Below are 24,216 nucleotides of genomic sequence, written 5' to 3'. Positions count from 1 at the left end.
ATGAAGAGGAGTTTTGCTATGAAGACGGTTAGTCTCAGTCATTCACCACCACTGGCGTCGGCACAGGAAGATCGCCTGTTTCGTAAGGTCACATGGCGCCTGATGCCGTTGCTGTTTATCAGCTACGTCATAGCCTATATCGATCGCGTCAACATCGGGTTCGCGAAGCTGCAGATGCTCGACGATTTGCACTTCAGCGCGGCAGTCTACGGGCTGGGTTCGGGAATTTTCTTCATCGGCTTCGTCCTGTTCGAAGTTCCTAGCAATCTGATTCTTTATCGCGTCGGCGCGCGACTATGGATCGCCCGGATCATGGTGACCTGGGGTCTGATTTCAATAGCAATGCTATTCATCAAGACGCCGATGATGTTTTATGTGATGCGCTTTCTGCTAGGCGCGGCCGAGGCAGGATTTCTGCCCGGCGTCGTCTATTACCTGACCCAATGGTATCCGCAGCGGCGCCAGGGACGCATCATCTCGTTGTTGGTCACGGCGGCCGCGGTAGGGGGAATCGTGGTCGGTCCGCTGTCCGGCTGGATGATGGGAGTCTTCGACAAAGTGGGCTCACTGCACAACTGGCAGTGGCTGTTTCTGTTGCAAGGCGTGCCGGCGGTGCTAATCGGCACTATGGTGTGGCGCCTGCTGGACAACGCGCCACGCGATGCCAAATGGCTCGATCAGGCCGGGCGCGAGCAACTGCAGCTTCTTGTGGACGCTGACCGCTCTCCGAAGCATCAGCGCGCGCGTATCGCCGACGCACTGCGCGAAAGGGAGGTCTGGTTGATGGGGTTCGTGCTGGTTGCATTGAACCTTGGCATATACGCGGTGGTGTTCTGGACGCCGACCATCATCAAGGCCGCCGGGTTTCATCAGTACGGCACGATCGGCTTGATCTCCGCGATTCCATACCTGACTGCGGCCGTTACGACGCTGGCGCTTGGCCGCAGTTCTGATTTCTTTGACGACCGGCGCTGGCACATTGCCGGCGCATGCGTCGTAGGTGCGGCCGGGCTACTGACGAGTGTTGTGTTTGCCTCGACGCCCGGACTCGCCATTGCAGGCGTCGCTATCTCGACGGGCGCCTTCATAGGCGCCACGCCGCTGGTGTGGGCGCTGGCGTCGAACTTTATAACGGGACGCGCAGCAGCGGCTGGTCTTGCACTGATGAACGCGCTCGCCGCATTGGGTGGATTTTTCGGCCCGTATCTCATGGGGCTCGCGCAGGATCTCACTGGCAATACCGCGACTTCAATGCTTGCCATTGCGGCCTGTGCGGTCGTCGGGAGTCTGCTGGTCCTCGTACTGCCATCGTGGCGTCAGTTGCAGAAGAAGTCGTAAACGAAGGCATTATCCAGCCGCTTGGCGGGCACGGTGAGCGGGAACTTGCGCAACAACTCCACGATACGCGTTGGAAACATTAAAGGGGAAGACCATGACACATACAGGAAGCAGCGAGACGAAATACAATCGGCTCGCGTCGCGGATGGCGATCGGCCTGTCCGCGCTTGCGGGACTGTCTACCGCAGCCTACGGACAAAGCAGCGTCACGCTATATGGCATCGTCGATGCTGGCGTGACATGGAACAGCAATGCCGGTGGTAAGACTGCCACTCTGCTTGACACGGGTGTGATGCAGGGCAACCGGTTAGGCTTTCGGGGATCAGAAGACCTTGGCGGCGGAACGAAAGCGATTTTCGCGATCGAGAGTGGTTTTAATTTGGGCACCGGTGCACTCGGGCAGGGCGGATTAGGCTTCGGCCGCATGACCTGGGTCGGGCTTTCCGATACGCGGTTGGGCACGGTAAAGCTTGGCCGTCAGTACGACTTCATGTACGACTCACTCGGTAGCTACAACACGCCGACCTGGTCAGCTGGCGGGTACAGTAATAACCCGCTCGATAACGATCGCCTGAGCGGCCAGCGCGTAAATAACGCAGTGAAGTATCTGACACCTAGCTACGGCGGCTTCACTATGGGTGCAATGATCGGATTTTCCAACCTTGCTGGCCAGTTCAACGGCACCGGGCGAACTTACAGCTTCAGTGCGAACTATGTCAACGGACCGTTGAATGTCGGTGCGGCTTACACGGACATCAGTGGCCAGACTCTCGATATTTCTCCCCTTGTTGGCTCGTCGAAGCCCGTGCTGCTGGGCGGCGACTTCGCCCGCACTTTTGGCGTGGGTGGTACATACAAGATTCTGCCAGGCGTGACAACGTACGCGCTTTACACGCAGTCGATTTTCCGTGGGGCCGCCGCGACGGCGAACGGGACGTTCCGTAACTATGAGGGCGGCTTTGCCTGGCTCTACAACGTGGTTTGGAATTTCGGATTCGGCTACACATTGACAACGCTGAACGGCAACAAGTATCACCAGGGGAGCCTCACCGCCGATTATCTTCTGTCAGCACGCACAGACGTATACGTGGAATCCATTTTTCAGCATGCCGTGGGAGATACGGCGCACGCCGATATCATCAGCATGACTGGTTCATCTGGTCGCAATCAGTTATTGCTTCGGATCGGCATGCGCCATCGTTTTTAAGCGTTTATCTATTAAACTTAGGATTACTTGTCATGCATGACAAAAAAGATTCCAGATACGACGGATGGCTGATGTACCATTCCGTCGGCATGTTTCCAGACCAGCAGAACGCGGTGCGCGCGGCGCTTGATACGTTCGTGTCCCAGTGGTACCGGCCAGACCAGGTCCGATGGGAATACTGTCTCCAGGCGCGGCAACACGTGCTTGATGATTGGGCGATGCTGATTGGCGCGCCTTCTCGCGCAGTGTTCTGTGCGGACAGTGTGACTGAGGCGTTCGGAAAGCTCGTCGGCGCATTGGGCCGCGCACGCCTCGAGGGGAGGCGCGTGCTAATCGCAGCCGACTGCTTCCCTAGCTTGCATTTCTTGCTTACAGGGTTGGCACCCGTGTTCGGATTTACACTCGACACCGTGCCGCTAGCAGACAACGGAACGTATGTCACCGACGATGCGTTCGTCGAGCGCTGGGATGATGGTGTGGCGTTGGCTGTCATTACGTGGGTCACGTCGACGGCGTCGAAACGCGCGAACTTGAAACGCCTCACGGCGCACGGCCGCGCACAAGGTAGCCTGATCGCGGTGGACATCACGCAGGGTGCGGGTCTTCTCGACTTCGACATTGAAGACACACCTGTCGATTTCGTTGCGAGCACGACCCTCAAGTGGCTATGCGGAGCACCAGGCGCCGGACTCGCATTCCTTAATCCCACTCTGCTCGACAACGGTCTCGCGCCCGCCACGCGGGGCTGGTTCAGCCAACCCGATCCGTTCAACTGGGATCTCGATCGATTTTCGTTCGCGCCGGACGCTCGACGCTTCGACACCGGTACACCGTCATTCCTGCCATTTATCGCCTCTGCACCGGGTCTTTCGTGGCGCCTCTCTGACGCCTCGCAGGGTCTGCGCGCATATAACCTGCAACTGTGTCAGGCAATTGCCGACGTGCTTGAGCACAAAGGTTACAGGCTTGCATCGCCACAGAATGCAGAAGAGCGAGGGGGCAGTGTGATGGCGCAATTGCCGCAGCATGTTGACGCGAAAGCGTTGGAATCGCGGCTTTTTGAAGCCAACGTAAGCGTAGATACGCGGGGCCGCGTGATGCGTTTTTCGCCTGGAGACCTGACGCACGCATCGATTGCCGCTCAGCTCGCCGATCTATTGCCCGAATAGCCCCCTCCGCGATTCGCTGGGCAGTGGAATAGGGGGCATCGTCTTGACTAATAGGGAGCAACGCAATATTCTGAATTCAGAATATGCAAACTCCAAGAGGTTGATGTGCCCCAATCCGAACGTAAGGTAGTCAAGCTTCCGCGCCGCACGGCGCTCAAGCAGGGCACACTGATGGAATCGGTCTACCAGGAGGTGCTCGGTCGCTTGCAGCGCGGTGAGGTCGGCGCGGACGACCGCCTGCTTGACTACGAGATCGCAGAGGAGTTCGACTGTACTCGGATGCCCGTGCGCCAGGCGCTCCTGCGCCTGGTCAATGAGGGCTATCTGGTCGGCACCACAAGGGGTTTTGTTGTGCCGACCATTACGGAAACCGATATTCACGAAATCTTCGAAGTGCGGCGCTTACTCGATCCGGCAGCAGCTTCTGGGACAGTAGCAACGTTGACGGATGCGCAATTGGCGGCGATGAAGAACTCTTACCAGATGGCCTGCCGCGCATATGAGATGAATGACGTCGAAATGATGCTTGCCGCGAACGCGGCGTTTCGCGATACATGGCTTGCTGCCGTTAAAAACGAGCGTCTCAAATCGACAATCGAGCGTTTTGCTGATCACGTACAGCATGTGCGGCTGAGCACATTGAATAGACCGGCAACGCAGAAAATTGTCGTCGAAGGTATTGGCCATCTGCTCGAGGCCTTCAGTGCGCGCGATTCAAGGCGTGTCAAAAGTTTGATGATCGATTTCATGAAGGTCGCGGAGCAGGAGTACTTCGCGATGCTTCACAGCGAAAAATAGGCGGTCGCGCTAGAAGAGGACATTACTAAAAAGCTCTGACAACTTATGTCGAGGCCTGTTTCAGATGTCCGGGTTCCGGCCAAGTTCAGATGTCCGCTTCTGAGTGGTTAAATATCTCTATCTGGAAGGGGTTTTAAGCACCGAGCCTGCCCGTTCGCCGGCGGTTCCCAGCACGATCTCGTTCAGGTCGCCCACGGTAAGTTCGCGTTGCTTGCGCGTCCCGGTGGGACGGACCCTGGGGCGAACTTCGTCACCCCGATTGGTGCGCGATGGCGAGCCTGCTGCGCGCCGGTTATCGCGCTCGGCCTGCACCTGCTGGGCAACCCTGAGCGCGTGCCCCAGACGCTTGTTCTCGATGACCGCCCCCTGATCAATCTCCGAGAGCCGGTCATAGCGGGAGCAGGGCAGAGCGCTGCCGTCCGCACGGATCTCGATGCGCCCGTCCGGATATTCATAGACGTCGATGTAGCGATGGATCCGGCCACGGTTCGCGGCCGTGTCTTCGAGCAGATAGATCACCCGGTCATACTGGACGGTCAGCGTGTTCGACACGCAGCGTGTTGCCCGGTGCGTCAGGATCAGGTCGAGATCCTCGTCGTCGCGCAGTGACCGGTGTGCATTAAAAGCGCTCTTCGGTGGCTTGCCAAAGCGCGTGTTGTAGTCGGCCACGAAGTGGGGCGCATAGTCGTTCGCGGCTTCATGTGTATCGATCCCACGCAGCCGCAGTTCCTTCACGAGCCGGTCCTGCAAGGTCAGATTCGCCCGTTCAACCCGCCCCTTGGCCTGGTTGCTGTTCGCACACCATGACTCGATATTGAGCTCGTACAGGGCCCGCCCAAACTGCGTAAATCCCTTGCCAGCCGTCGTCGACGTCTGCGCCGAGCGGAACACGGTGGCCTTGTCGCTGTAGAACGCCACCGGTTTGCCATGCTGCCTGAGATACCCGCGTGTCGCCTCGAAGTAACTGAAGGTCGACTCGGTGGCCGTGAAGTGCAGCGCCATCAGCCGGCTGGTCGCGTCGTCGACGTACACCAGCAGCGTGCACGCCGGCGCCCGTTCCTCGAACCACCGGTGATCGCTGCCGTCGATCTGCACCAGCTCGCCCACGCAGGCCCGACGACTGCGCAACTGATGGATCTTCGGCGGCCGCTGACGCCTCGGAATCCACAGGCCGGCATCGGTCATGAGTCGCCTGACGGTTTCCTTGGCCAGCCGCAGCCCATGGCATACACGCAGCTTCTCGCACGCCAGCGTCGGGCCAAAATCGGCATAGCGCTCGCGAATGATCGCCAGCACGCGAGCCGCGGTGCCGGCATCGAGCCGGTTGTTGCTCGGCTTCGCGCATCGGCCGGACACCAGACCCGCCGGGCCATCTTCACGCAGGCGCGCGACCAGCCGTCGTATCTGTCGCGTCGTCAGGCCGAGCCGCTGTGCAGCGCGCCACGGTTTGAGCAGATCGTCCGCCACGGCCTGAATGACCTTGAACCTGTCCAGCTCACACATCGTCATGGCGATCCTGTCCGTCGCAGCCATCGCAGCCTCCGGCGCCGGAGGATCGACGCCGGGTAAGCTTATGCCGCCTCGAAGCGGACATTTGAACTTGGCTAAAAACACCCAAACGTAAGAGCTCTCTTAATTGAACGAGTGCCGCCCCGGCCCTCAGGCGACGCCTAACGTCTTTTTGGCAACACTTCCGTTTCCGGGTGTCGCGGTCGTTTCTGCTGTGACCTTTATCAATTTGCAAATCTTCTTTTATTGGAAGCAACAAAAAATCAAACGAAAAACCGCGTTTAAATGGCAACAACCCGCCCAAATAGATGCTACACGGGCAGCCATTGGTAAACCTGTAGAAACCATGGATACGGCGCGCCGGTGGACGGGTTAGCGCGGAACGCAGACGTTGTCGAGCGCCCCTAGTTGCCGCAACGCACCGACGAAACATTCGTGGGGAGTTGCCCTTCGGGCTGCTTTAATCAGGCTCATTTTCGCCGTAGCAGAGGTTCCGGTCCGAACACCCCAAGCGGCGTCGACTCGACGCTGGCACTCCCAGGGCCAGAAGGCGACGCCAGGTGAAATCAAGCAAATCCCCTCACCTTAAATCGACGCCTTTCCGCTCAGTCGCGAGCTTTAGGAGCCTTGGCCGAGCGCCGGGTGACTTCTTTTGCTTCGTGGTCATAGCGGACATTACAACTTAGCCTCTACAACCAGTGTCGAGGCCATTCTGAAGTGTCGTGGCGGCAGCAAAGTAGAAATGTCGTATCCGGGGTTGGTTTTGACGTTGGTTTTGTCTCTGACTTTAACGGTTTGAATCTCACACAGCGTTGAAGGACAGCGTGTGAGCGGGCAGGGCGTGTCAGTCCGATCAGACAGATCCTGCAGACCGACGGCCAGGTTTGCGCGGTGGTTTGTGTGTCTGTACGTTCTGCTGCGCCAACTGCACGATCACACCATCAACATCGGCCTGGGTGAACTCGCGCTGCTTCTTCGTGCCACTTTTGCGCTGGTCAGGCTGGACCGCCTCGCCACGGTTCGTGCGCGACGGCGAACCCGATGCGCGCCGGTTGTCGCGCTGTGCCTGCAGCGCCTGTGCGACCTGCAGTGCATGACCGAGCCGCTTGTGTTCGATCACCGCGCCCTGATCGATCGCGGCGAGCCGGTCGTAAGGCACGCAGGGAAGGGCCGTGCCGTTCGCCCTCACCTCGATGCGCCCGTCCGGATACTCCCACACGTCGATATACCGGTGAATCAGCTTGCGGTTCGCCGGCGTGTCCTCCAGCAGATACATCACCCGGTCGTACTGCACCGTCAGCGACTTCGTCACACGCCGCAGTTCGCGCCAGGTCAGCAGCGTATCGAGATCCTCATCGTTACGTAATGGCCGGTGCGCGTCGAACGTGCTCTTCGGGGGTTTCGCAAAGTGCGCGTTATACGATGCAATGAAGGCGGGCGCATACGCATTCGCCGCGTCAATGGTACTGATGCCGCGCAGCCGCAGTTCCTTCACGAGCCGGTCCTGCAGCGTCAGGTGCGCCCGCTCGACGCGGCCCTTGGCGGAGCTGCTGTTCGCGCACCACGTGTCGATGTTCAGCTCGTACATCGCCCGGCCAAAGTGCGTGACGCCGCGCTCGCCGGTCTGCGTGTGCGTCGGCCGGAACACGCTCGCCTTGTCGCTGTAGAACGCCACCGGCTTGCCATAGCGCTCGAGGTACGCCCGCGTTGCCTCGAAGTAGCTGAAGGTCGACTCGGTCGCCGTGAAATGCAGCGCCATCAGCCGGCTCGTTGCATCGTCGACATACACCAGCAGCGTGCATTGCGGCGCCCGCGCCTCGAACCACGGATGCCCGCTGCCGTCGATCTGCACCAGCTCGCCCAGACACGCGCGCCGGGCCCGCGGCTGGTAGACCTTCGGCGGGCGCTGCCGGCGCGGAATCCACAGCCCGGCATCCGTCATCAGATGCCGCACGGTTTCCTTCGACAGCGTGATCCCATGGCATTCGTGCAGCTTCTCGCGGGCCAGCGTCGGTCCGAAATCGGCGTAGCGCTCGCGGATCAGCGCCAGGGCCTGAGGGCACAGATTGACGGGCAACTGATGATTGCCCGGGCGGCCACGTCGGCGTGAAACAAGTCCTGCAGCACCTTCGCATCGATACCGGTTAGCCAGCCGCTCAACCTGGCGCCGGCTGAGTCCGAGCCGCTCGGCAGCCCGCCAGGGCATCAGCCGCTCTTCAATGACCGCCTGGATAACCTTCAGTCGATCCAGTTCGCGCATGCTCATGGTGATCGTTCCGGGTTGGGCCACGATGGACTCCGGCAGTCAGAACCGGCATCCAGCATGAGCCGAAAAAGCTCCAGCTACGACATTTGAACTTTGCCCAGATACGACATTACAACTTTGCTCTTACAACCAGATTGTTGATAATTTATATTATGTAAAATTATTAACGGCTGAGAACACTCTCGTCCACGCCTTTCCGTTTGCTCATCACCGATCACCAGATTGTTCGGTCGAACGCTGCACCTGATTCGCTGAGCCTATTTGGATCAGAACCAATTAAACCACTTGGGGTCGACGTCACGCTCGTTCATCCACGTTGATCGTCTCGATGCGTCGCTTGTCATTAATGCGTTGGCCGCGCGACGTTTTGCTAGTCGCACCGACGAAGCTGCGCGCGCCGACTAGAACACGCCTCTGCGCGCGTCGCCACCCATGCGGTAGTTCCTGTTACTTTGATCCGGATTTCGATTCACCAGAGGTCGCGCATAGAGCGGATGACGCAGACTACGTACCTCATGCTCGAGCTTGAAGCAATGCGCGCCGCTCACGGGATCGATGACGTCGGCGAAGCGATATTGATGAGGCTCCTCGTCATAAACCAGCCCGCGCGCAGCGAGTCGTGCGTAGGGCTCGGAGAAGTTTGCGACATAGATCTGGATATGATGTCCATCGTATTCCAGGTTGGCAGCGGGTGTTTCTGAATAGATAAGCTGCTGATGCGTCCCGACCGCAATTGCCGTCTGCTGCGAACCGTTGTGGTCGCGGACCTCGACGGACGCATTGAATACCTCGCGGTAAAAAGCGGCAATCGACCCGGCGCAACCGAGCGGCACATCAAGTTGCACATAAGCAATGCCGAGATCGATGCGCGACCACGGAGCGTTCGACTGATCGGGATTCGGATCAAGGCAGTCGTAGCGGTTTCCCCACGGACAGGTGATCTCTACACGGTCTGCCCGCTCCGTCCATCCGAACGCGGTTCGATCGAGTACGGGCCGAACTGCGCGCAGCCGTGCGACCAGCGATTCGCGCTTGCCCACGATCAGTGCCACGTGTCCGCGCAGTCGCTGCGCGTCGCCGTGCGGCAAGTGAATCTGTGAACGACCGATGTTGATCCACATATTGTTCAGGCCGGTCATCAGATAAGGATCTCGCGTGAGTCCAAGTCCGCTGACATAGAACGCAGTCGCGAGACTCTGGTCCGGTATCGTGAGGTTGATATGCTCGAGCAGCACCAGATTGCCTATGTCTTCATGTGCGTAGTCGGAAGGTTGCATCTGATCGCCTTCGAAGGTTTTTACAAGTGAAGCGACGCAAGGATTGGGAAAGCATCTGGATGGCCTGCGCGACCCATCGCTAAGTTTGGCGTTACTCAGTACGAAAATGTAAGACTCCGCACTGAGCAACGCAACCGCACCGATAAACACGAATCCACTGACAAACGAGTCAGATGGATATCTTGAAGCAAAATTCGGGTGGAGAAGCCATGACACGTGTGTGCATAGCATTAATCTTTCCCAGCCGCCGCCCACCCCCTCTGCATCGCCCCCACCAACTGCTTCCACAAAAACTCCGCCGCCGGCGACAAACGCCGGCCAACCCGGCGTATCACCTGGCTGCTGAAGTCGCGTGCAATCGGATGATCGATCTCCAGCGCAACGAGCTTGCCCGCATCGAGATATTGCCGCGCGGCATCGGTCGACATGAACGCGACGCCAAGACCGGCCGCCGCAATCGCCTGCGCCGCGGCGAACATATCGCACCGGTAAGCCGGCGTCAGGCTGAGCCGCTCCGCACGAATGATCGAGTCGACATACTGTTGAACGCCGAAACGCGGCGGCATGAAAATCAGGCGGGCATCGGCAAGCTGCTCGAAGCGGATACGCTGCAGTCCCGCCAACGGATGCCGCGGGCTCACGAACGCGCAGAACGGCGCGGCGCGAAATGTGCGCGAGCGTATCGCCGGGTCCCTCGCCCCGCCCGCGCATAGGCCAAGATCGACCTCGTCGTTGCGAACCATCGCGATGATTTCGGACGTCGCGCCGGTATGCAGATCGACGACGATATCCGGAAACTGCGCGCTAAACCGCTCGAGCACGATCGCCATCAGATTACCGACAAACCCCTCGCCGCAGCCGATACCGATCCGTCCGCGCCGCAGCCCCCGATAGTCCTCCAGTTGCACCAGCATCTCGGCGTCGCGGCGCCGGCTTTCACGAAAATGATCGACGAGACTCAGGCCGATTTCCGTGAGCGTCACGCGCCGGCCCTGCCGCTCGAGCAGCGCCACGCCGTGCGCGCGCTCCAACTGCGTCACCTGCCGGCTGATCACCGACGCATTGATGCCGAGCGCGTCCGCTGCCGCCCGCACGCCACCATGCACGGCGATTTCATGCAGATAGCGCAGGCTGCGCGGATTGAGGGCACCTGTTTGAGGGATATCGGTGTCGGTTGACATGCTTTCTCGACTGTTGACATTCAAGTCAACATTATCGACCGAAAGACGTCATTGATCGCACGTTTTTGCAGCGAAATACTGACGCTTCGCTTTCTATATGCACGTCAATCCAAATGCCCAATACCCAGCACTTTTGCACGCTCGATGAAACCAGCGATCTGAACGATGAATTGCGCGGCATCCGCCACCGTTTGCACCAGCATCCTGAACTGGCTTACCAGGAGTTCCAGACATCGGATCTTGTTGCCGAAGCGCTCGCAAGTTGGGGTTACGAAGTCGCGCGCGGTCTGGGCGGAACGGGCATGGTCGCATCGCTGAAGTCGGGAACGGGGTCGCGGGCCGTTGCGGTACGCGCCGATATGGACGCCCTGCCCATCACCGAGGCCACGGGCCTACCCTATTCCAGCGTTCACCCGGGCAAGATGCACGCATGCGGTCACGACGGTCACACGACGATGGTTCTTGGTGCAGCGCGGCATCTGGCGCGCACGCGCCGCTTTGACGGAACCGTCCATCTCGTCTTCCAGCCCGCTGAGGAAGTCGGCTCGGATAGCGGCGCACAACGCATGATCGCAGACGGTCTCTTCGAGCGCTTCCCTTGCGAGGCCATCTTCGGCCTGCACAACCATCCCGGCGCGCCGGCGGGCACGTTCATGTTCCGCAGCGGTCCGTTCATGGCTGCATGCGATACCGTCGACATCACGATCCACGGTCGCGGCGGTCACGCTGCCCGCCCCCATCTCGCCACCGATCCGCTCGTGATCGGCGCAGGACTCGTGACGGCGCTGCAAACCGTCGTGTCGCGCAACATCGATCCGATGCAGCCCGCCGTGGTCACGATCGGTGCGTTCAATGCGGGACACGCACCCAATGTGATCCCCGAAACGGCGCGTCTTCAACTGAGCGTGCGCTCGTTCGATCCCGAAGTGCGCAAGCTGCTCGAAACACGCATCCGCGCGCTCGCCAATGCGCATGTGCAAGCGCACGGCGCCAGCGTCGAGATCGACTATGTGCCGGGCTACCCGGTGCTCGTCAACAGCACGCAGGAGACTGAATTCGCGTTACAGGTCGCACGCGAACTGGTGGGCGACGAACGCGTGGTCGACGGCTTTGGTCCGATCGCGGGCAGCGAGGACTTCGCCTATTACCTGCAAAAGAAGCCGGGCTGCTTCCTGCGCGTGGGCAACGGCAAGGACACGCCCATGCTGCACAACGCGAAGTACGACTTCAACGACGACAACCTGACCGTCGGCGCCGCATTCTGGACGCGGCTGGTCGAGCGGTTTCTTGCGTCGAAAGTCTAAGCGCCCATCAGAAAGCGCAGACGGAACCATCATAAATACACCTACGGTGAGGACCTAAACCATGTCAACCCAGCCTCTTACGTCGTCCGGCACGATTGCGGTTTCGCAGACCCGCATTGTCGTGGCGGCCGTCGTCGGCAATCTGCTCGAGTTCTTCGATTTCACGGTCTACAGCTTTTTCGCGCTGACCATCGCAAAGCTGTTCTTTCCGTCGCAGGATCCCGTCGTGTCGACGTTGCTGGCGTTATCGGCGTTCGCGATCGGCTTCGTGGCGAGGCCCGTCGGCGGCTTCGTGCTCGGCCATTACGCGGACAAACGCGGGCGCCGGGCCGCGCTCACGCTGACGATCTTCCTGATGGCAGTCGGCTCCGCAGCGATCGGTCTCGCGCCGACCTACGAAACCATCGGCATTGCTGCGCCCGCGTTGATCGTGGTGGCGCGCCTCGTGCAGGGTTTTGCGCAGGGCGGCGAGTTTGGCGCGGCCACCGCGACCCTGCTGGAAACAGGTTCTGCAAAAGGGCGTGGCTTTCGCGCAAGCTGGCAGCTGGCGAGCCAGGGCGCGGCCGCCCTGCTCGGCTCGGGTATGGCTGCGTTGCTCACCTATCATTTGACCGGTCCGCAGCTGCTCGATTGGGGATGGCGCGTTCCGTTTCTGGCCGGCACGCTGATCATGCCCGTGGGCGTGTATCTGCGCCGGCATATCGTGGACGATGAGCCCGTCAAAACGGAGCACTCGCGCTTCGAACCGGCCCTCGTGCGCAAATGGTTTTTGACGGTCTTCGCGATCATGGGCATGACAGTCGCGACATACGTGCTGATGTACTACATCCCCACCTACTCGATTCAGTATCTGAAGATGCCGCCCAAGCTGTCGATGCTGGTCTCGATTGGCGCCGCCTGTGTCTCGCTGCTCATGTGCCCGATCTGGGGCGCGCTGTCGGACCGCATGGGCCGTAGAAAGCCGCTGACCGTGCTGGGACGCGTAGTGCTGATCGCGCTGCTGTATCCCGCGTTCTGGCTGATGAACCAGTTTCCGACGCTGCCGGTCGTCACCGGCCTGATCGTCCTTCTGATGTTCTTCTACACGATGGGTTCGGCGCCCGCGTATGCGCTCATGCCGGAAAACTTCCCGAAACATGTGCGCGCAGGCTATCTGGCAAGCGCGTATGCCGTGGCGGTGTCGGTGTTCGGCGGCACGGCGCAGCTCGTCGTCGCGTGGCTTATCAAGGTGACGGGCAATACGATGGCGCCGGCCTGGTACATGATTGCGTGCGTCATCATTTCGCTCTGCGCCGTGACGATGCTCGAAGAAACCGGCGGACGCGATCTGGCCTGATTGTGTCGGGGAGTGCGGGCCTGGAAATCAGGGCCGGCTGGAACAACGAGGGGCGGACCTCCTGCCGCGCAATCAAGGCGTGGCTGCCTTAACCCTTCGCCCATCATCCTGGCCCGGCCCGATCACGAGCCCCGCCTCTGCCAGCAAACGCCGCAGTCCCAGCTTCGGATAATTGCGGTCGACGGCCCGCACATCGGCACGCGTCTCCTCGATGATCCAGTCGCGCACATCCGCTGCAACCGGCCGCAACGGCCGATTCTCCGGCCACACCAGACAGCAGCGCCGGTTCGTCACGATCAATTCCTCCTCGGACGGGAGCAGCGCGCCCTCGAGAAGCCAATGCGACACGACATTGAGCCAGCCAAGCGCGACGCCCTGCCCCAGCAGCGCCGCCTGCACGACGATCGCGTAGTCGTTGAAGCTCAGCATGCTCGCCACGTGCCGCCCGTGTGCCGCGAACGTGGCGAAGCGCTCATGCCAGCCGCGCTCGCCGTCGTCCATCACGATCACCGTGTCGCCGTGCTCGCGGCCCGTCTGCGTCGCGGCCGTCTCGTGATAGCGCCGGTTGCACACCGGCAGTAGCGTCTCCGGCATCACCAGCACGCTGTTCTCGCCGATCTCGTCCTCGCGTAAAAAGCGCATGCCGAGATCGACATCGACGAGCGGCCCACCGATACGCCCCGAGATCAGCTGAAACCGCAAATCGACATTCGGAAACGCCTGGTTCAGCCGGCTCATGCGCGGCATCAGCCAATGCGTAGTAAATGCGGTGGACACCGAGAGCGTGACGGACTCGACGCCAGTCGCCCGCGCCTCGATCTCCCGTATAGCGCCTTCTATGCCATTGAAGCCTTCCGAGATCTTCCGGTAGAGGATCTTGCCGTTCTCGGTCAGTTCGATCCCACCCCGCACGCGCTCGAAAAGGCGCACGCCGAGATGGTCTTCCATGCGCGCCAGCATGCGGCTCACCGCGGGCTGACTCACATATAACTCCTGCGCCGCGCGCGTGAAGTTGCCGCAGCGCGCGGCAGCTTCGAACACGAACAGCGCATTGGCGCTCGGCAGTTTTTTGCGAAGGTTAGGCATGACCTGATGTTATGCCTTATCCAACAATTTGGGAATTGCCGTCAATAATGACGCGGCCTATATTTTCCCTAACGCAGGCCTCTACAGCGAGACAGGACGCAATGGACGCACGAGCGAAAACAGGTGTTTCGATCCGATCGGCAGCGAAACGTTATGGCCCGGTCGTGGCCCTCGACGACGTGTCGCTCGACATCGCCCCGGGCGAATTCGTCTCGCTGCTCGGTCCTTCGGGGTCAGGCAAGACCACACTGCTCGGCATTCTCGGCGGCTTCGTGCAGCCGAGTTCGGGTGCGGTCTGGGTCGGCGAGCGCGACATTACATTTGCGCCGCCGCATAAACGGGACATCGGCATCGTCTTCCAGAACTACGCGCTCTTTCCGCACATGAGCGTCGGCGAGAACGTCGCGTTTCCGCTGCGCGCGCGCCGTCAGCCCAAAGCAACGTGGGCGAAGAAGGTCGCCGATGCGCTCGCCATGGTCGAACTCTCGGGCTACGAAAACCGCGGTATCGGTCAACTGTCCGGCGGCCAGCGCCAGCGCGTGGCGCTCGCCCGCGCGATGGTCTTCGAGCCCCAACTGATCCTGATGGACGAGCCGCTCTCCGCGCTCGACAAGCAACTGCGCGAAACCATGCAGATCGAGCTGCGGCGGCTGCATCGCAAGCTCGGCGCGACGATCGTCTATGTGACGCACGATCAGCGCGAGGCGCTCACCATGAGCGACCGTGTGGCCGTGCTGAAGAACGGCCGGCTCGTGCAGATCGACACGCCTGAGCGGCTCTACGACCGCCCGTGCGACGCTTTCGTGGCGAGCTTCATCGGTGAGGCGACGTTGCTCGCCGTGACGCGCGCCGGCGACGATGCCGTGCGCCTCGGCGATACGGTTCTGCGCACGGCGCACCCGCTGCCGCGCGGCGACAAGCTGCTGCTCGCGGTGCAAACCGAAAAACTCGTGATCGACGGCGGCGAGCGGCGCGACGGCGTGAATCGTCTGTCGTGCCACGTCACCGAGGTGCTGTACCAGGGCGAAAGCCTGCGCGTGTTCGCCACGCTCGCCGACGGCACTGCCATCAGCCTCAGGCAGCCCGGCGGCCACGACGCGCGCCGGCGCATTCCGGAACCGGGCGCGCCGATGAGCGTCGTTCTCGATCCGCAGGACACCATCGTCGTGCCCGCCTGACTCCTCTCATTTTTTATCCGCCCGCGCTTGGGGCACTCCCTCTCCCGTTTTTACAGCAAACTGCAAAAGGATGATTTCATGAAGCTCACCGATTTCAAGGTCCTGACGTTCGACGTCGTCGGCACACTCATCGACTTCGAGCGCGGCGTGCTCGCCTCCGTGCGGCGCCTCGGCGGGCCGGCCGCGAAGGACCTGACCGACGACCAGATCTTCGAGCCGTACATGCGCGGCCGTGCGACCCATCCGGGCCGCTCGAGCCATGAAATGGCCAACGTCTACCTGTCGCTGGCGAAGGAACTCGGTCTGCCCGACGACGCGCAATCGGCCGCCGCCTTCCAGCGCGACGTGCTCGAATGGCCGGCCTTCGCGGATTCGGTCGCCGCGCTCAAGCGTCTGCGCAAACACTTCCGCCTGGTTGCCATGACCAACGCGGACCGCGTCGCACTGTCGGCCTATGCGCACACGCTTGGCGACCCGTTCGACGACACGGTCTGCTGCGACGAAACCGGCGTCGCCAAGCCCGATCCGCAATTCTTCGCGTACAACCGCGGCCGTCAGGCGGCATTCGGCTACAAGTTCGGCGAGATTCTGCACACCGCGCAAAGCCAGTACCACGACATCGGCGTCGCCACGGAACTCGGCTACGCCACTTGCTGGATCGAGCGTCGTCAGGGCAAGAAGGGCTTCGGCGCTACGCCGGTGCCTGAGGCTGTCACGACGCCGACGTTCATGTTCCCGACGCTCGCCGAGCTCGCGGACGCCGTCGAAGCCGAAGCGCGCCTCGCCGCCTGAACCGATGCTCGCGCCGAAGGCACGCCCCTCGCCCCTGCCCGACTCGCTCTGGCAAGCGCTTGCTGCGGCATCGCCCGATGCGGGCGCGGCGGTCAGCACCGGCGCGCCGCTCGCGCGCGATCTCGACGTCGAAGTCGCGGTGATCGGCGCGGGCTACTCGGGCCTCGCCGCAGCCTATGCGCTGCAAAAACGCGGCGTCGGTTGCGCCGTGCTCGACGCGAACGTGGTCGGCTGGGGCGCGAGTGGGCGCAATGGCGGCGTCGTGTCGTCGAAATTCAGGCTGTCGTTTCCCACGATCGACCAGTTGCATGGCCTCGATACCGCGAAGCGTATGCATCGGCTCGCGCATGAAGGCGTGCGGGTGGTCGAATCGCTGGTCGACGAGTTCGGGCTCACGCAGTCCCGCTTCGAGCATACGGGCAGCCTGCGCTGCGCGCACACCGAGCGCGCGCTCGCGGCGATCTGCGCCGAAGCCGACTGGGTACGCGCGACGCTCGGTGATACATCGATGAGCGTGCAATTGCGCGCCGAAGTCGAGCGCGAGACGGGGTCGAAGGGCTTTGTTGGCGGCGTGCTGAGCAAGGACGCCGGCACGATCCTGCCGCTCGAATACTTGCGCGGACTCGCGCGCGGCATGACGCTGCGCGGCGTGCCGATTTACGAATCGACACCGGTATTGCAGATGCATCGCGCGCCCGGCGATACGCACGTGACGTTGCGCACGCCAGGCGGTACGGTGCGTGCGAAGCAGGTGATCGTCGCGACCAATGCCTATTCGGATCTCACGCCGGCCACCGCGCCGTATCAACGCGAACTCGTGCCGTTCCGCAGCGCAATGATCGCCACCGAGCGCCTGCCCGCCGATCTCGACGCGCGCCTGATGGTCGAACGCCGCAGCTACACGGAAACGCGCCGCATGATGAAGTGGTTCCGCAAGGTGGACGGCCGCATGCTGTTCGGCGGCCGTGACGCGTTCGGCAAGGAAGGCCAGACGACCGGCTTCGATGGACTGCAGCGAGCGATGGTCGCGCTCTTTCCCGATCTCGCGGATGTACCCGTGGCGTATCGCTGGTCGGGCTATGTCGGCATGACGTTCAATTCGCTGCCGCATGTCGGGCGCAGCGACGATGCCACCACCTTCTGTCTGGGGTATAACGGAGCAGGCGTCGCAATGGCCAGCCTGCTCGGACAGCATGCCGCCGCGCTCGCCCTCGGCGAGACGCCCGAGCTTTCGTTGCTCGGCGCGCCTGGCTTGCGGCCCGTGCCTTTTCATTCGCTGCGCGCGCCGGGTGTGAGGCTCGTCGCCGCGTGGTATCAGTTTCTCGACGCCGTAGGTGCATGATGACGACCGCCAAACGGATGCTCCAAGGACACTCATTGATGCAGGCCACCGAGTCCGATCCTGCCGCGCGCTACCAGCGACGCGAAGATCGCACGATGCTTCTCCTGATGGCGCCGGCGCTCCTCGTGATCGTCGTGCTGCTTGTCGTGCCGCTCGCCTGGTTGTCGTGGCAGTCCATCTATCACGACGGCTTCACGCTCGAGAACTATCGGCGCATGTTCTCAGGCGCTTACCTCGAAACCTTCCTGCTTACGTTCAAACTGAGCATCATCGTGACCGTCATCACGCTGGTGCTCGGCTATCCGGTGGCGTACTTCGCGGCTTCAGTGTCGCCGAAGCTGAGTGCGCTTGTGCTCGGCATGGTCATCCTGCCGTTCTGGACGAGCGTGCTCGTGCGCACTTACGCGTGGCTCGTGTTGCTGCAGCGCACGGGCCTCGTCAACAAGGCCTTGATCGCCTCGGGCCTGATCGAGCGACCGGTGCAGCTCGCCTATAACCAGTTCGGCACGATCATCGCCATGGTTCATATCCTGCTGCCGTTCATGGTGCTGCCGCTGTACTCGGCCATGCAGAAGATTCCGCCGAATCTCTCGCAGGCGGGCGCGAGTCTGGGCGGCTCGCCGCTGCATGTGTTCATGCGCGTGTTCCTGCCGCTTTCGATGAGCGGTGTGTTCGCCGGCGTCACCCTCGTGTTCGTGCTGTGCCTCGGCTTCTACATCACACCCGAGTTGATGGGCGGCGGCAAGTCGATCATGGTGTCGATGGTGGTGAGCCGCAACGTCGAGATCTATAACAGCTGGGGCGCGGCGAGCGCGGTGAGCGTCGTGCTGCTGATCTGCGTGTTCGCGATTTTCTACGCCGCGAGCCGTGTGGTGCCACTCGAAAAGACCCTGGGCGCGAAATGACAAAGCTCTCGTTCGGACGGATCGTCCTCGGTGCGGCGGTCGTGCTGATCCTCCTGTTCCTCATGGTGCCGGTGTTGATCGTCGTGCCGCTGTCGTTTTCCGACACGCGCTTCATGACCTTCCCCCCGCCCGCCTATTCGCTGCGCTGGTATCACTCCTTCTTCGACAACCCCGCGTGGATCGACGCCGCGCGCACTACGCTGACCGCCTCGGTCTGCGCCGCACTGCTCGCCACACCACTCGGCGTGTGCGCTGCCTACGCGATCCAGAACGGCACACATTGGATCATGCGCTATCTGCGCACGCTGCTGATGCTGCCGTTGATGGTGCCGATCATCATCGTCGCGGTGGGCGTGTTTTTCGTCTACTCGCAGGCCGGCTACGTGAATACGCTCGGCGGGCTGATTCTCGCGGATACGATGCTCGGGCTGCCGTATGTGCTGATCTCGGTCGGCGCTGACCTTCGCACCTTCGACCGCACCCAGGAAATGGTCGCCCGCAGCCTCGGCATGAATCGCTTTCGCAGCTTCATGGCGGTGACGCTGCCGCAGATCAAGGCAAGCGTTATTTCTGGCGCCGTGTTCGTGTTCATACAGGCCCTCGACGAAACGGTGGTCGCCCTGTTCGTGTCGGGCGGCTCGAACCAGACGCTGACGCGCCGCATGTTCGTCACGCTGCGTGACGAGATCGATCCGACCATTGCCGCGATCAGTACGATGCTCACGGCGCTGACGCTGTGCCTCGTGATGATCGTCGTGGTGAGCCGGCGCTCCGGCGCGGCGCGCGCCTGAACTCCACCTACACACCTATCACATGATCAATGCACTGAAGTTCTATATCGACGGCGCGTGGGTCGAGCCGTCGGGCACGGCACGCCTGCCGGTCATCGATCCCTGCACCGAAGAAGCGTTCGCCGAAGTGGCAATGGGCACACCCGCCGATATCGATCGCGCTGTCGCTGCGGCAAAACGCGCGTTCACGTTGTTCTCGCAGACCACACCCGCCGAGCGCCTCGCGCTGATCCGCCGCATTCTCGAGGTTTTTCTTGAACGTCACGACGAGATGGGCGACACGATCTCGCGCGAACTGGGCGCCCCACGCGCGATGGCGCACGCATGGCAAGCAGGGATCGGACGGCGGCATCTAGACGAATTGATCCGCACGTGCGAAACGTTCGCGTGGCAACGCAATAAAGGCACCACGCTCGTTAATCACGAACCGGTGGGTGTCGTCGCGCTCATCACGCCGTGGAACTGGCCGATCAATCAGATCGTCTGCAAGGCTGCGCCCGCGATTGCGGCCGGCTGCACGATGGTGTTGAAACCCAGCGAAGTCACGCCGCTTAACGCCCTGCTGTTCGCGGAGATTCTTGACGCCGCGGGCGTGCCGCCCGGTGTTTTCAATCTCGTGAACGGCGATGGACCGACCGTTGGTGCGGCGCTTGCAGCGCATCCCGATGTCGACATGGTGTCGTTCACCGGCTCGACGCGCGCGGGCATCGAGATCGCGAAGCTCGCGGCGCCGACCGTCAAGCGCGTACATCAGGAGCTGGGTGGCAAGTCGGCCAACATTCTGCTGGACGACGTCGACTTTGAAGCCGCCGTGACGGCGGGCGTCAACTCGTGCTTCAACAACAGCGGCCAGTCGTGCAATGCACCGACGCGCATGCTGGTGCCGGAGGCGCGCCATGACGAGGCGGTGGCGATTGCCCGGCGGGCGGCGGAAGCACATCGCGTCGGCCCCGCAGACCACGAGCGCACGACGATGGGGCCGGTTGTCAGCAGCGTGCAATTTGAGCGCGTGGAACGTTTGATCGCAGCCGGCATCGACGAGGGCGCGCAAGTCGTGGCCGGTGGCCTCGGCCGTCCGCACGGTCTCGAACGCGGCTATTACGTGCAACCGACTGTGTTCGCGAACGTGCGTCCGTCTATGACGATCGCGCGCGAAGAGATCTTCGGGCCCGTGCTCGCGATCATGCCGTATCGCGACGAAGATGATGCGATCGCGATTGCGAACGACAGTCCCTTCGGCCTCGCGGCCTATGTGCAATGCGCCGATCACGAGCGCGCGAGGCGGGTAGCGTTCAGGTTGCGGGCGGGCAGCGTGTACCTGAACTACCCGTCGTGGGATGCCGGCTCGCCTTTCGGCGGCTACAAGCAGTCAGGCAATGGGCGCGAATACGCCGAGTGGGGGCTCGAGGCATTTCTTGAGGTGAAAGGCATCGTGGGGTATGGGGACTGAGGGCAACTGAGCGTCGCGGCGGTCGACGGGCCGCCTTCCCTTTCTCGACCCAGCAAGTCCCTAGGCGCGGCCACGCAGCATATCCGCGATGCGCTCCGCGATCATGATGGTCGGGATATTCGTGTTGGCGCACGGTATTGACGGCATCAGCGACGCATCACACACATAAAGCCCGTTCACGCCATACACGGCGCCACGCGCATCGCACACAGCGAGCGGATCGTCGACGGCGCCAATCCGGCAGGTTCCCGACGGATGCCAGGTGCAGCCAACCGAGCGCGTGACGAATTGCGTCAAGGCACGGTCGTCCGCGAGCAGGTCGTTCAGCGTCACGCCCTGAGTGACCACGCGTCGCACCAGCCACGCGCGAAACGGACCCGCGATATCCAATAGCGCGCTCAGCGTGCCGCGTTGCAACGCATTCCACGCACCCGGCACGGCCACACTCGCGACACGCGGCGAATAGCTCGAAGGTAGAAGCGTCGAGCGATGCTTCGCCATTAGCGGATCGGCCAGCGTTTCAGCGCCGAAGCGCAGCGCGCCCTTCAGACGTTCGAGATCGCGAGCATCGGACAGCATGTTGAAATCGACAGCAGGCTCGCTATGCGGACTCGCCGACATGAGCGTCACCCGGCCGCGCGAGTAGGACTTGTTCACCCAGAAAAAGATCGTACCGAGCCGGTGGCCCACCGAATGCCAGCCCGAACGCGACAGGATCGCACCGTGCATGTCGCCGGGCACGGTGCCGTGCATGCCTGACGAAAAGCGCACGATGGCCTGCTCGTGATGCTCGTCGGGAAACGGCGTGCGGGCGGCCCGCGGCAAAACTGCGGAAACAGCGATCGACGGATGCTCCATCAGATTGCCGCCGACGCCAGCCCGGTCCGCGCGCACTTCGATACCGAGCGCGGCGAGTTCAGCGGCCGGGCCGATGCCGCTTCGCATCAGCAGCGCGGGACTGTGGATCGCGCCGGCGCAGACGATTACATACGCGGCGCGCAATTCGTCGCTGGCGCCATCCCTGCCCTCGCCACCCTCGCCACCCTCGCCACCCTCGCTGCCGACGATGCGCGCACCGACTGCGCGCGTGCCATCGAACAGCACGCGCTCGACGAGCATTCCGGTTCGGATTTGGAGGTTCGGACGGGCACGCACGGCATCGTCGAGATAACAGACCGACGTCGGGATCCGCTCGCCGGCCTCGCTCACCGCGATCGATCCGATGAACGTACCGTCCTCCCACCCGCCGTTCTGATCGTCACGCCGCACGTGGCCGCGCGCTGCGAGCGTGGCGAGCACCGCGCGCACGAAGGGCGAAATGCGTGCCCAGTTCGTGCGCTGAATGCGAACCGGGCCGCTCTTGCCGTGCAGTTCGCCGTCGAAGTCGCAATCGGATTCGAGTTTGCGGAAGTACGGCAGGCAGGCGTTCCAGTTCCACCCGTGCGCGCCAAGCGCGTGCCATTCGTCGTAATCGGCGGGCGCGCCGCGATTCGCCATCAACGCATTGATTGCCGAACCACCGCCGAGCAGGCGCGCCTGTTCGTAGCGTCGTGTCGTTGCCGACATGCTCATGCGCGCCTTCAGGCGCTGCCAGATGTTCGCCGTGTCGAGATAGGCGCGACCAGGATACCGGCTGCGCACGGCAGCCGGCATGTCCGTCTGCGAGATATTGCGGCCGGCCTCGACGAGGCAGACGGTCTTGCCGGCGTCTTCGGACAGGCGCGCGGCGAGCACGCAGCCCGCCGAACCGCCACCGAGAATCAGATAGTCGATCACATTCGATGATTACGCGGGCGTTGAAACGTGCGGAACGGGTGAGCAAAACGTGCGCGCGAGCCTGTGAGCCCGCGCGTCGACGTCAGCCCGCGCCTTACTGCATGAACTTGAGCCAGCGCGCCTTCGCCTGAATGCCGGCGTCCGAGGCCCACCACTCCTCCGACATGAGCGCCTGCTTCGCCGCGTTGTCCGGTGAGCTCGGCAGCTCGCTCGCGCGTTTCGCGTCGATCTTGCCGGTCTTGAAGGCCGCCGGATTGCCCGGGCCATAGTCGATATACAGCGGCAGATTCGCCTGCAATTCGGGCGAGACAGCGGCGTTGACGAATTTGATCGCGTCGGCCAGGTTCGGCGCGTTCTTCAGCACGCATAACTGGGTGTTCTGCAGAATGCCGTCGTTGAACGTGAAGTCGATATCGGGGTTGTCTTTACGCACGGCGCTTGCGCGGCCGTTCCAGATCATCGTCATGTCGACTTCGCCGTCGTGCAGCAATTGTGCCGACTGCCCGCCTGAGGTCCACCAGACGGTCACGTCCGGCTTGATCTGTTGAAGCTTTTTAAACGCACGATCGACGTCGAGCGGATAAAGCTTGTCGCGCGGCACGCCGTCGGCCAGAAGCGCGGCTTCGAGCACCGTCTGCGGATCGTTGCGCAACGCACGCGTGCCGGGGAATCCCTTCACATTCCAGAAATCGGCCCAGCTCTGCGGCACTTTCTTCAACGACTTCTTGTTGTAGCCGATGACCGTCGAATAGAACTCATAGGCGACTGAATACGGCGTGCGATATTTCTCGGGCATCGCAGCCCCATTCGGGATCTTCGAGAAATCCAGCTTCTCCAGCAGGCCTTCGTGGCCGCCGCGCAGGCAGTTGGACGTCGGCGTATCGACCACGTCCCAGATCGGCTTGCCGGTTGCGGCCTGCGCCTTGATCTGCGGCCACGCGTCCGGGATGCTGTCCTGGTTCACGGTAATGTTCAGCAGTTTCGCCGCAGGATCGAGGATCGCCTTGGTCTGCGCTTCCTGATACGTGCCGCCTTGAGAAACAAAGGTAATCTTCCCCGCAGCAAAAGCAGGCGTGAGACACGCAGGCACCAGACCCGCGACACCAAGAATCAGAACCGCCGCAAGCGGGCGCAACATGGGCTTCTTGATCACGACTTTGTCCTCGAAAGGGTTAAGCGAAAGAGATCGTAAATGTAATGCGCATTGAGCCCAATATAGTGAGTCTATTTAATGGCGACAACGCCGCAATTGTTGTGGTGCCCATGACATGACGTTATGGCAAGCAAGTCGCGCCACGCACAGGCGAGACATGCGGAACATTGTCGTTGATAGAGCATCCCGACTGTCCGCCACCACGGCTTGGACGACTGGGCGTTTGTCAAAAGTAAAAAACTCTCGTGATGCTGACGATCCAAAAGATTTCCTTTTTTTGATGCAGCGGAAGCGCTCCGATAAGAATAAATTCTGCCTCGGGATAACCCTGACACTGAGGGCCTTCTTGCGAGGTCCG

General features: G+C 61.8%; 20 protein-coding genes. 13 read left to right on the top strand and 7 right to left on the bottom strand.

What is annotated here, in order from left to right:
- The first annotated feature begins 18 nt into the window (after positions 1-18).
- The 4 genes from M0D68_RS11930 (at position 19) to M0D68_RS11915 (ending at position 4,512) form a co-directional block, all read left to right on the top strand.
- Positions 19-1,338, top strand: coding sequence for an MFS transporter (locus M0D68_RS11930; RefSeq protein ID WP_256454962.1), 1,320 nt, complete (start codon positions 19-21; stop codon positions 1,336-1,338).
- A 94-nt stretch (positions 1,339-1,432) separates the two neighbouring features.
- Complete coding sequence (locus M0D68_RS11925) at positions 1,433-2,545, top strand: porin (protein WP_256454963.1); 1,113 nt, start codon at positions 1,433-1,435, stop codon at positions 2,543-2,545.
- A gap of 71 nt (positions 2,546-2,616) precedes the next feature.
- On the top strand, positions 2,617-3,714 hold the full coding sequence (locus M0D68_RS11920; protein WP_266224305.1) for an aminotransferase class V-fold PLP-dependent enzyme: 1,098 nt from the start codon (positions 2,617-2,619) through the stop codon (positions 3,712-3,714).
- A 105-nt stretch (positions 3,715-3,819) separates the two neighbouring features.
- Positions 3,820-4,512, top strand: a complete 693-nt coding sequence (locus tag M0D68_RS11915) for a GntR family transcriptional regulator (RefSeq protein WP_256454965.1) — start codon at positions 3,820-3,822, stop codon at positions 4,510-4,512.
- Between the two features lie 117 nt (positions 4,513-4,629).
- Here M0D68_RS11915 and M0D68_RS11910 read toward each other — a convergent pair whose 3' ends face one another.
- Positions 4,630-6,045, bottom strand: a complete 1,416-nt coding sequence (locus M0D68_RS11910; RefSeq protein WP_256454966.1) for an ISNCY family transposase — start codon at positions 6,043-6,045, stop codon at positions 4,630-4,632.
- A 103-nt stretch (positions 6,046-6,148) separates the two neighbouring features.
- Between M0D68_RS11910 and M0D68_RS11905 the strand changes: the two genes are divergently transcribed.
- Positions 6,149-6,397 (top strand): hypothetical protein, encoded by a 249-nt coding sequence (locus M0D68_RS11905; RefSeq protein ID WP_256454967.1) that lies wholly within the window; start codon positions 6,149-6,151, stop codon positions 6,395-6,397.
- A gap of 477 nt (positions 6,398-6,874) precedes the next feature.
- On the opposite strand, the gene M0D68_RS11900 is transcribed toward M0D68_RS11905, so the two are convergent.
- From M0D68_RS11900 to M0D68_RS11890, 3 genes are all read right to left on the bottom strand, one after another.
- On the bottom strand, positions 6,875-8,311 hold the full coding sequence (locus M0D68_RS11900; protein WP_266224304.1) for an ISNCY family transposase: 1,437 nt from the start codon (positions 8,309-8,311) through the stop codon (positions 6,875-6,877).
- A 377-nt stretch (positions 8,312-8,688) separates the two neighbouring features.
- A complete protein-coding gene (locus tag M0D68_RS11895) occupies positions 8,689-9,852 on the bottom strand; it encodes a VOC family protein (RefSeq protein ID WP_266224303.1) in 1,164 nt (387 codons plus the stop codon).
- A complete protein-coding gene (locus M0D68_RS11890) occupies positions 9,795-10,745 on the bottom strand; it encodes a LysR family transcriptional regulator (RefSeq protein WP_200620000.1) in 951 nt (316 codons plus the stop codon). Before M0D68_RS11890 ends, M0D68_RS11895 begins: the two co-directional genes overlap by 58 nt.
- Positions 10,746-10,858: 113 nt before the next feature.
- Between M0D68_RS11890 and M0D68_RS11885 the strand changes: the two genes are divergently transcribed.
- Both M0D68_RS11885 and M0D68_RS11880 read left to right on the top strand, forming a co-directional pair.
- On the top strand, positions 10,859-12,049 hold the full coding sequence (locus M0D68_RS11885; RefSeq protein ID WP_266224302.1) for a M20 aminoacylase family protein: 1,191 nt from the start codon (positions 10,859-10,861) through the stop codon (positions 12,047-12,049).
- 61 nt (positions 12,050-12,110) lie between these two features.
- A complete protein-coding gene (locus M0D68_RS11880) occupies positions 12,111-13,385 on the top strand; it encodes an MFS transporter (protein ID WP_093642582.1) in 1,275 nt (424 codons plus the stop codon).
- 72 nt (positions 13,386-13,457) lie between these two features.
- Here M0D68_RS11880 and M0D68_RS11875 read toward each other — a convergent pair whose 3' ends face one another.
- A complete protein-coding gene (locus tag M0D68_RS11875; protein WP_200651722.1) occupies positions 13,458-14,471 on the bottom strand; it encodes a LysR family transcriptional regulator in 1,014 nt (337 codons plus the stop codon).
- A 101-nt stretch (positions 14,472-14,572) separates the two neighbouring features.
- On the opposite strand from M0D68_RS11875, the gene M0D68_RS11870 reads away from it, so the two are divergent.
- The 6 genes from M0D68_RS11870 to M0D68_RS11845 all read left to right on the top strand — a co-directional run bounded on the left by M0D68_RS11870 (position 14,573) and on the right by M0D68_RS11845 (position 20,929).
- Complete coding sequence (locus M0D68_RS11870) at positions 14,573-15,649, top strand: ABC transporter ATP-binding protein (protein WP_266224301.1); 1,077 nt, start codon at positions 14,573-14,575, stop codon at positions 15,647-15,649.
- Between the two features lie 78 nt (positions 15,650-15,727).
- Positions 15,728-16,441 (top strand): HAD-IA family hydrolase, encoded by a 714-nt coding sequence (locus M0D68_RS11865; protein ID WP_266224300.1) that lies wholly within the window; start codon positions 15,728-15,730, stop codon positions 16,439-16,441.
- A gap of 4 nt (positions 16,442-16,445) precedes the next feature.
- Positions 16,446-17,783: an FAD-binding oxidoreductase gene (locus M0D68_RS11860; RefSeq protein ID WP_266224299.1), complete on the top strand. Its 1,338-nt coding sequence runs from the start codon at positions 16,446-16,448 to the stop codon at positions 17,781-17,783.
- 38 nt (positions 17,784-17,821) lie between these two features.
- Positions 17,822-18,688, top strand: a complete 867-nt coding sequence (locus M0D68_RS11855; protein ID WP_266224298.1) for an ABC transporter permease — start codon at positions 17,822-17,824, stop codon at positions 18,686-18,688.
- Positions 18,685-19,479, top strand: coding sequence for an ABC transporter permease (locus tag M0D68_RS11850; protein WP_093642599.1), 795 nt, complete (start codon positions 18,685-18,687; stop codon positions 19,477-19,479). The genes M0D68_RS11855 and M0D68_RS11850 overlap by 4 nt, the downstream gene beginning before the upstream one ends.
- 22 nt (positions 19,480-19,501) lie before the next feature.
- Entirely contained in the window at positions 19,502-20,929 is a 1,428-nt protein-coding gene (locus M0D68_RS11845) for an aldehyde dehydrogenase family protein (protein ID WP_266224297.1), read from the top strand.
- 60 nt (positions 20,930-20,989) lie between these two features.
- Here M0D68_RS11845 and M0D68_RS11840 read toward each other — a convergent pair whose 3' ends face one another.
- Positions 20,990-22,705, bottom strand: a complete 1,716-nt coding sequence (locus M0D68_RS11840) for a GMC family oxidoreductase (RefSeq protein WP_211701421.1) — start codon at positions 22,703-22,705, stop codon at positions 20,990-20,992.
- Between the two features lie 94 nt (positions 22,706-22,799).
- A complete protein-coding gene (locus M0D68_RS11835; protein WP_093642607.1) occupies positions 22,800-23,858 on the bottom strand; it encodes an ABC transporter substrate-binding protein in 1,059 nt (352 codons plus the stop codon).
- Positions 23,859-24,216: the final 358 nt, after the last annotated feature.

It is taken from the genome of Paraburkholderia sp. SEWSISQ10-3 4, from assembly GCF_030464785.1.
Classification (GTDB): Bacteria; Pseudomonadota; Gammaproteobacteria; order Burkholderiales; family Burkholderiaceae; genus Paraburkholderia; species Paraburkholderia aspalathi.
The sequence above is the reverse complement of the archived record's forward strand: the minus strand, read 5'-3'. Positions and strand labels throughout refer to the sequence as shown.

What these genes read in the sequence shown, in the direction of transcription:
- M0D68_RS11930 (WP_256454962.1), top strand. Translation starts at nt 19, where the DNA reads ATGAAGACGGTTAGTCTCAGTCATTCACCACCACTGGCGTCGGCACAG.
- M0D68_RS11925 (WP_256454963.1), top strand. Translation starts at nt 1,433, where the DNA reads ATGACACATACAGGAAGCAGCGAGACGAAATACAATCGGCTCGCGTCG.
- M0D68_RS11920 (WP_266224305.1), top strand. Translation starts at nt 2,617, where the DNA reads ATGTACCATTCCGTCGGCATGTTTCCAGACCAGCAGAACGCGGTGCGC.
- M0D68_RS11910 (WP_256454966.1), bottom strand. Translation starts at nt 6,045, where the DNA reads ATGGCTGCGACGGACAGGATCGCCATGACGATGTGTGAGCTGGACAGG.
- M0D68_RS11890 (WP_200620000.1), bottom strand. Translation starts at nt 10,745, where the DNA reads ATGTCAACCGACACCGATATCCCTCAAACAGGTGCCCTCAATCCGCGC.
- M0D68_RS11885 (WP_266224302.1), top strand. Translation starts at nt 10,859, where the DNA reads ATGCCCAATACCCAGCACTTTTGCACGCTCGATGAAACCAGCGATCTG.
- M0D68_RS11880 (WP_093642582.1), top strand. Translation starts at nt 12,111, where the DNA reads ATGTCAACCCAGCCTCTTACGTCGTCCGGCACGATTGCGGTTTCGCAG.
- M0D68_RS11875 (WP_200651722.1), bottom strand. Translation starts at nt 14,471, where the DNA reads ATGCCTAACCTTCGCAAAAAACTGCCGAGCGCCAATGCGCTGTTCGTG.
- M0D68_RS11870 (WP_266224301.1), top strand. Translation starts at nt 14,573, where the DNA reads ATGGACGCACGAGCGAAAACAGGTGTTTCGATCCGATCGGCAGCGAAA.
- M0D68_RS11865 (WP_266224300.1), top strand. Translation starts at nt 15,728, where the DNA reads ATGAAGCTCACCGATTTCAAGGTCCTGACGTTCGACGTCGTCGGCACA.
- M0D68_RS11860 (WP_266224299.1), top strand. Translation starts at nt 16,446, where the DNA reads ATGCTCGCGCCGAAGGCACGCCCCTCGCCCCTGCCCGACTCGCTCTGG.
- M0D68_RS11855 (WP_266224298.1), top strand. Translation starts at nt 17,822, where the DNA reads ATGCAGGCCACCGAGTCCGATCCTGCCGCGCGCTACCAGCGACGCGAA.
- M0D68_RS11850 (WP_093642599.1), top strand. Translation starts at nt 18,685, where the DNA reads ATGACAAAGCTCTCGTTCGGACGGATCGTCCTCGGTGCGGCGGTCGTG.
- M0D68_RS11845 (WP_266224297.1), top strand. Translation starts at nt 19,502, where the DNA reads ATGATCAATGCACTGAAGTTCTATATCGACGGCGCGTGGGTCGAGCCG.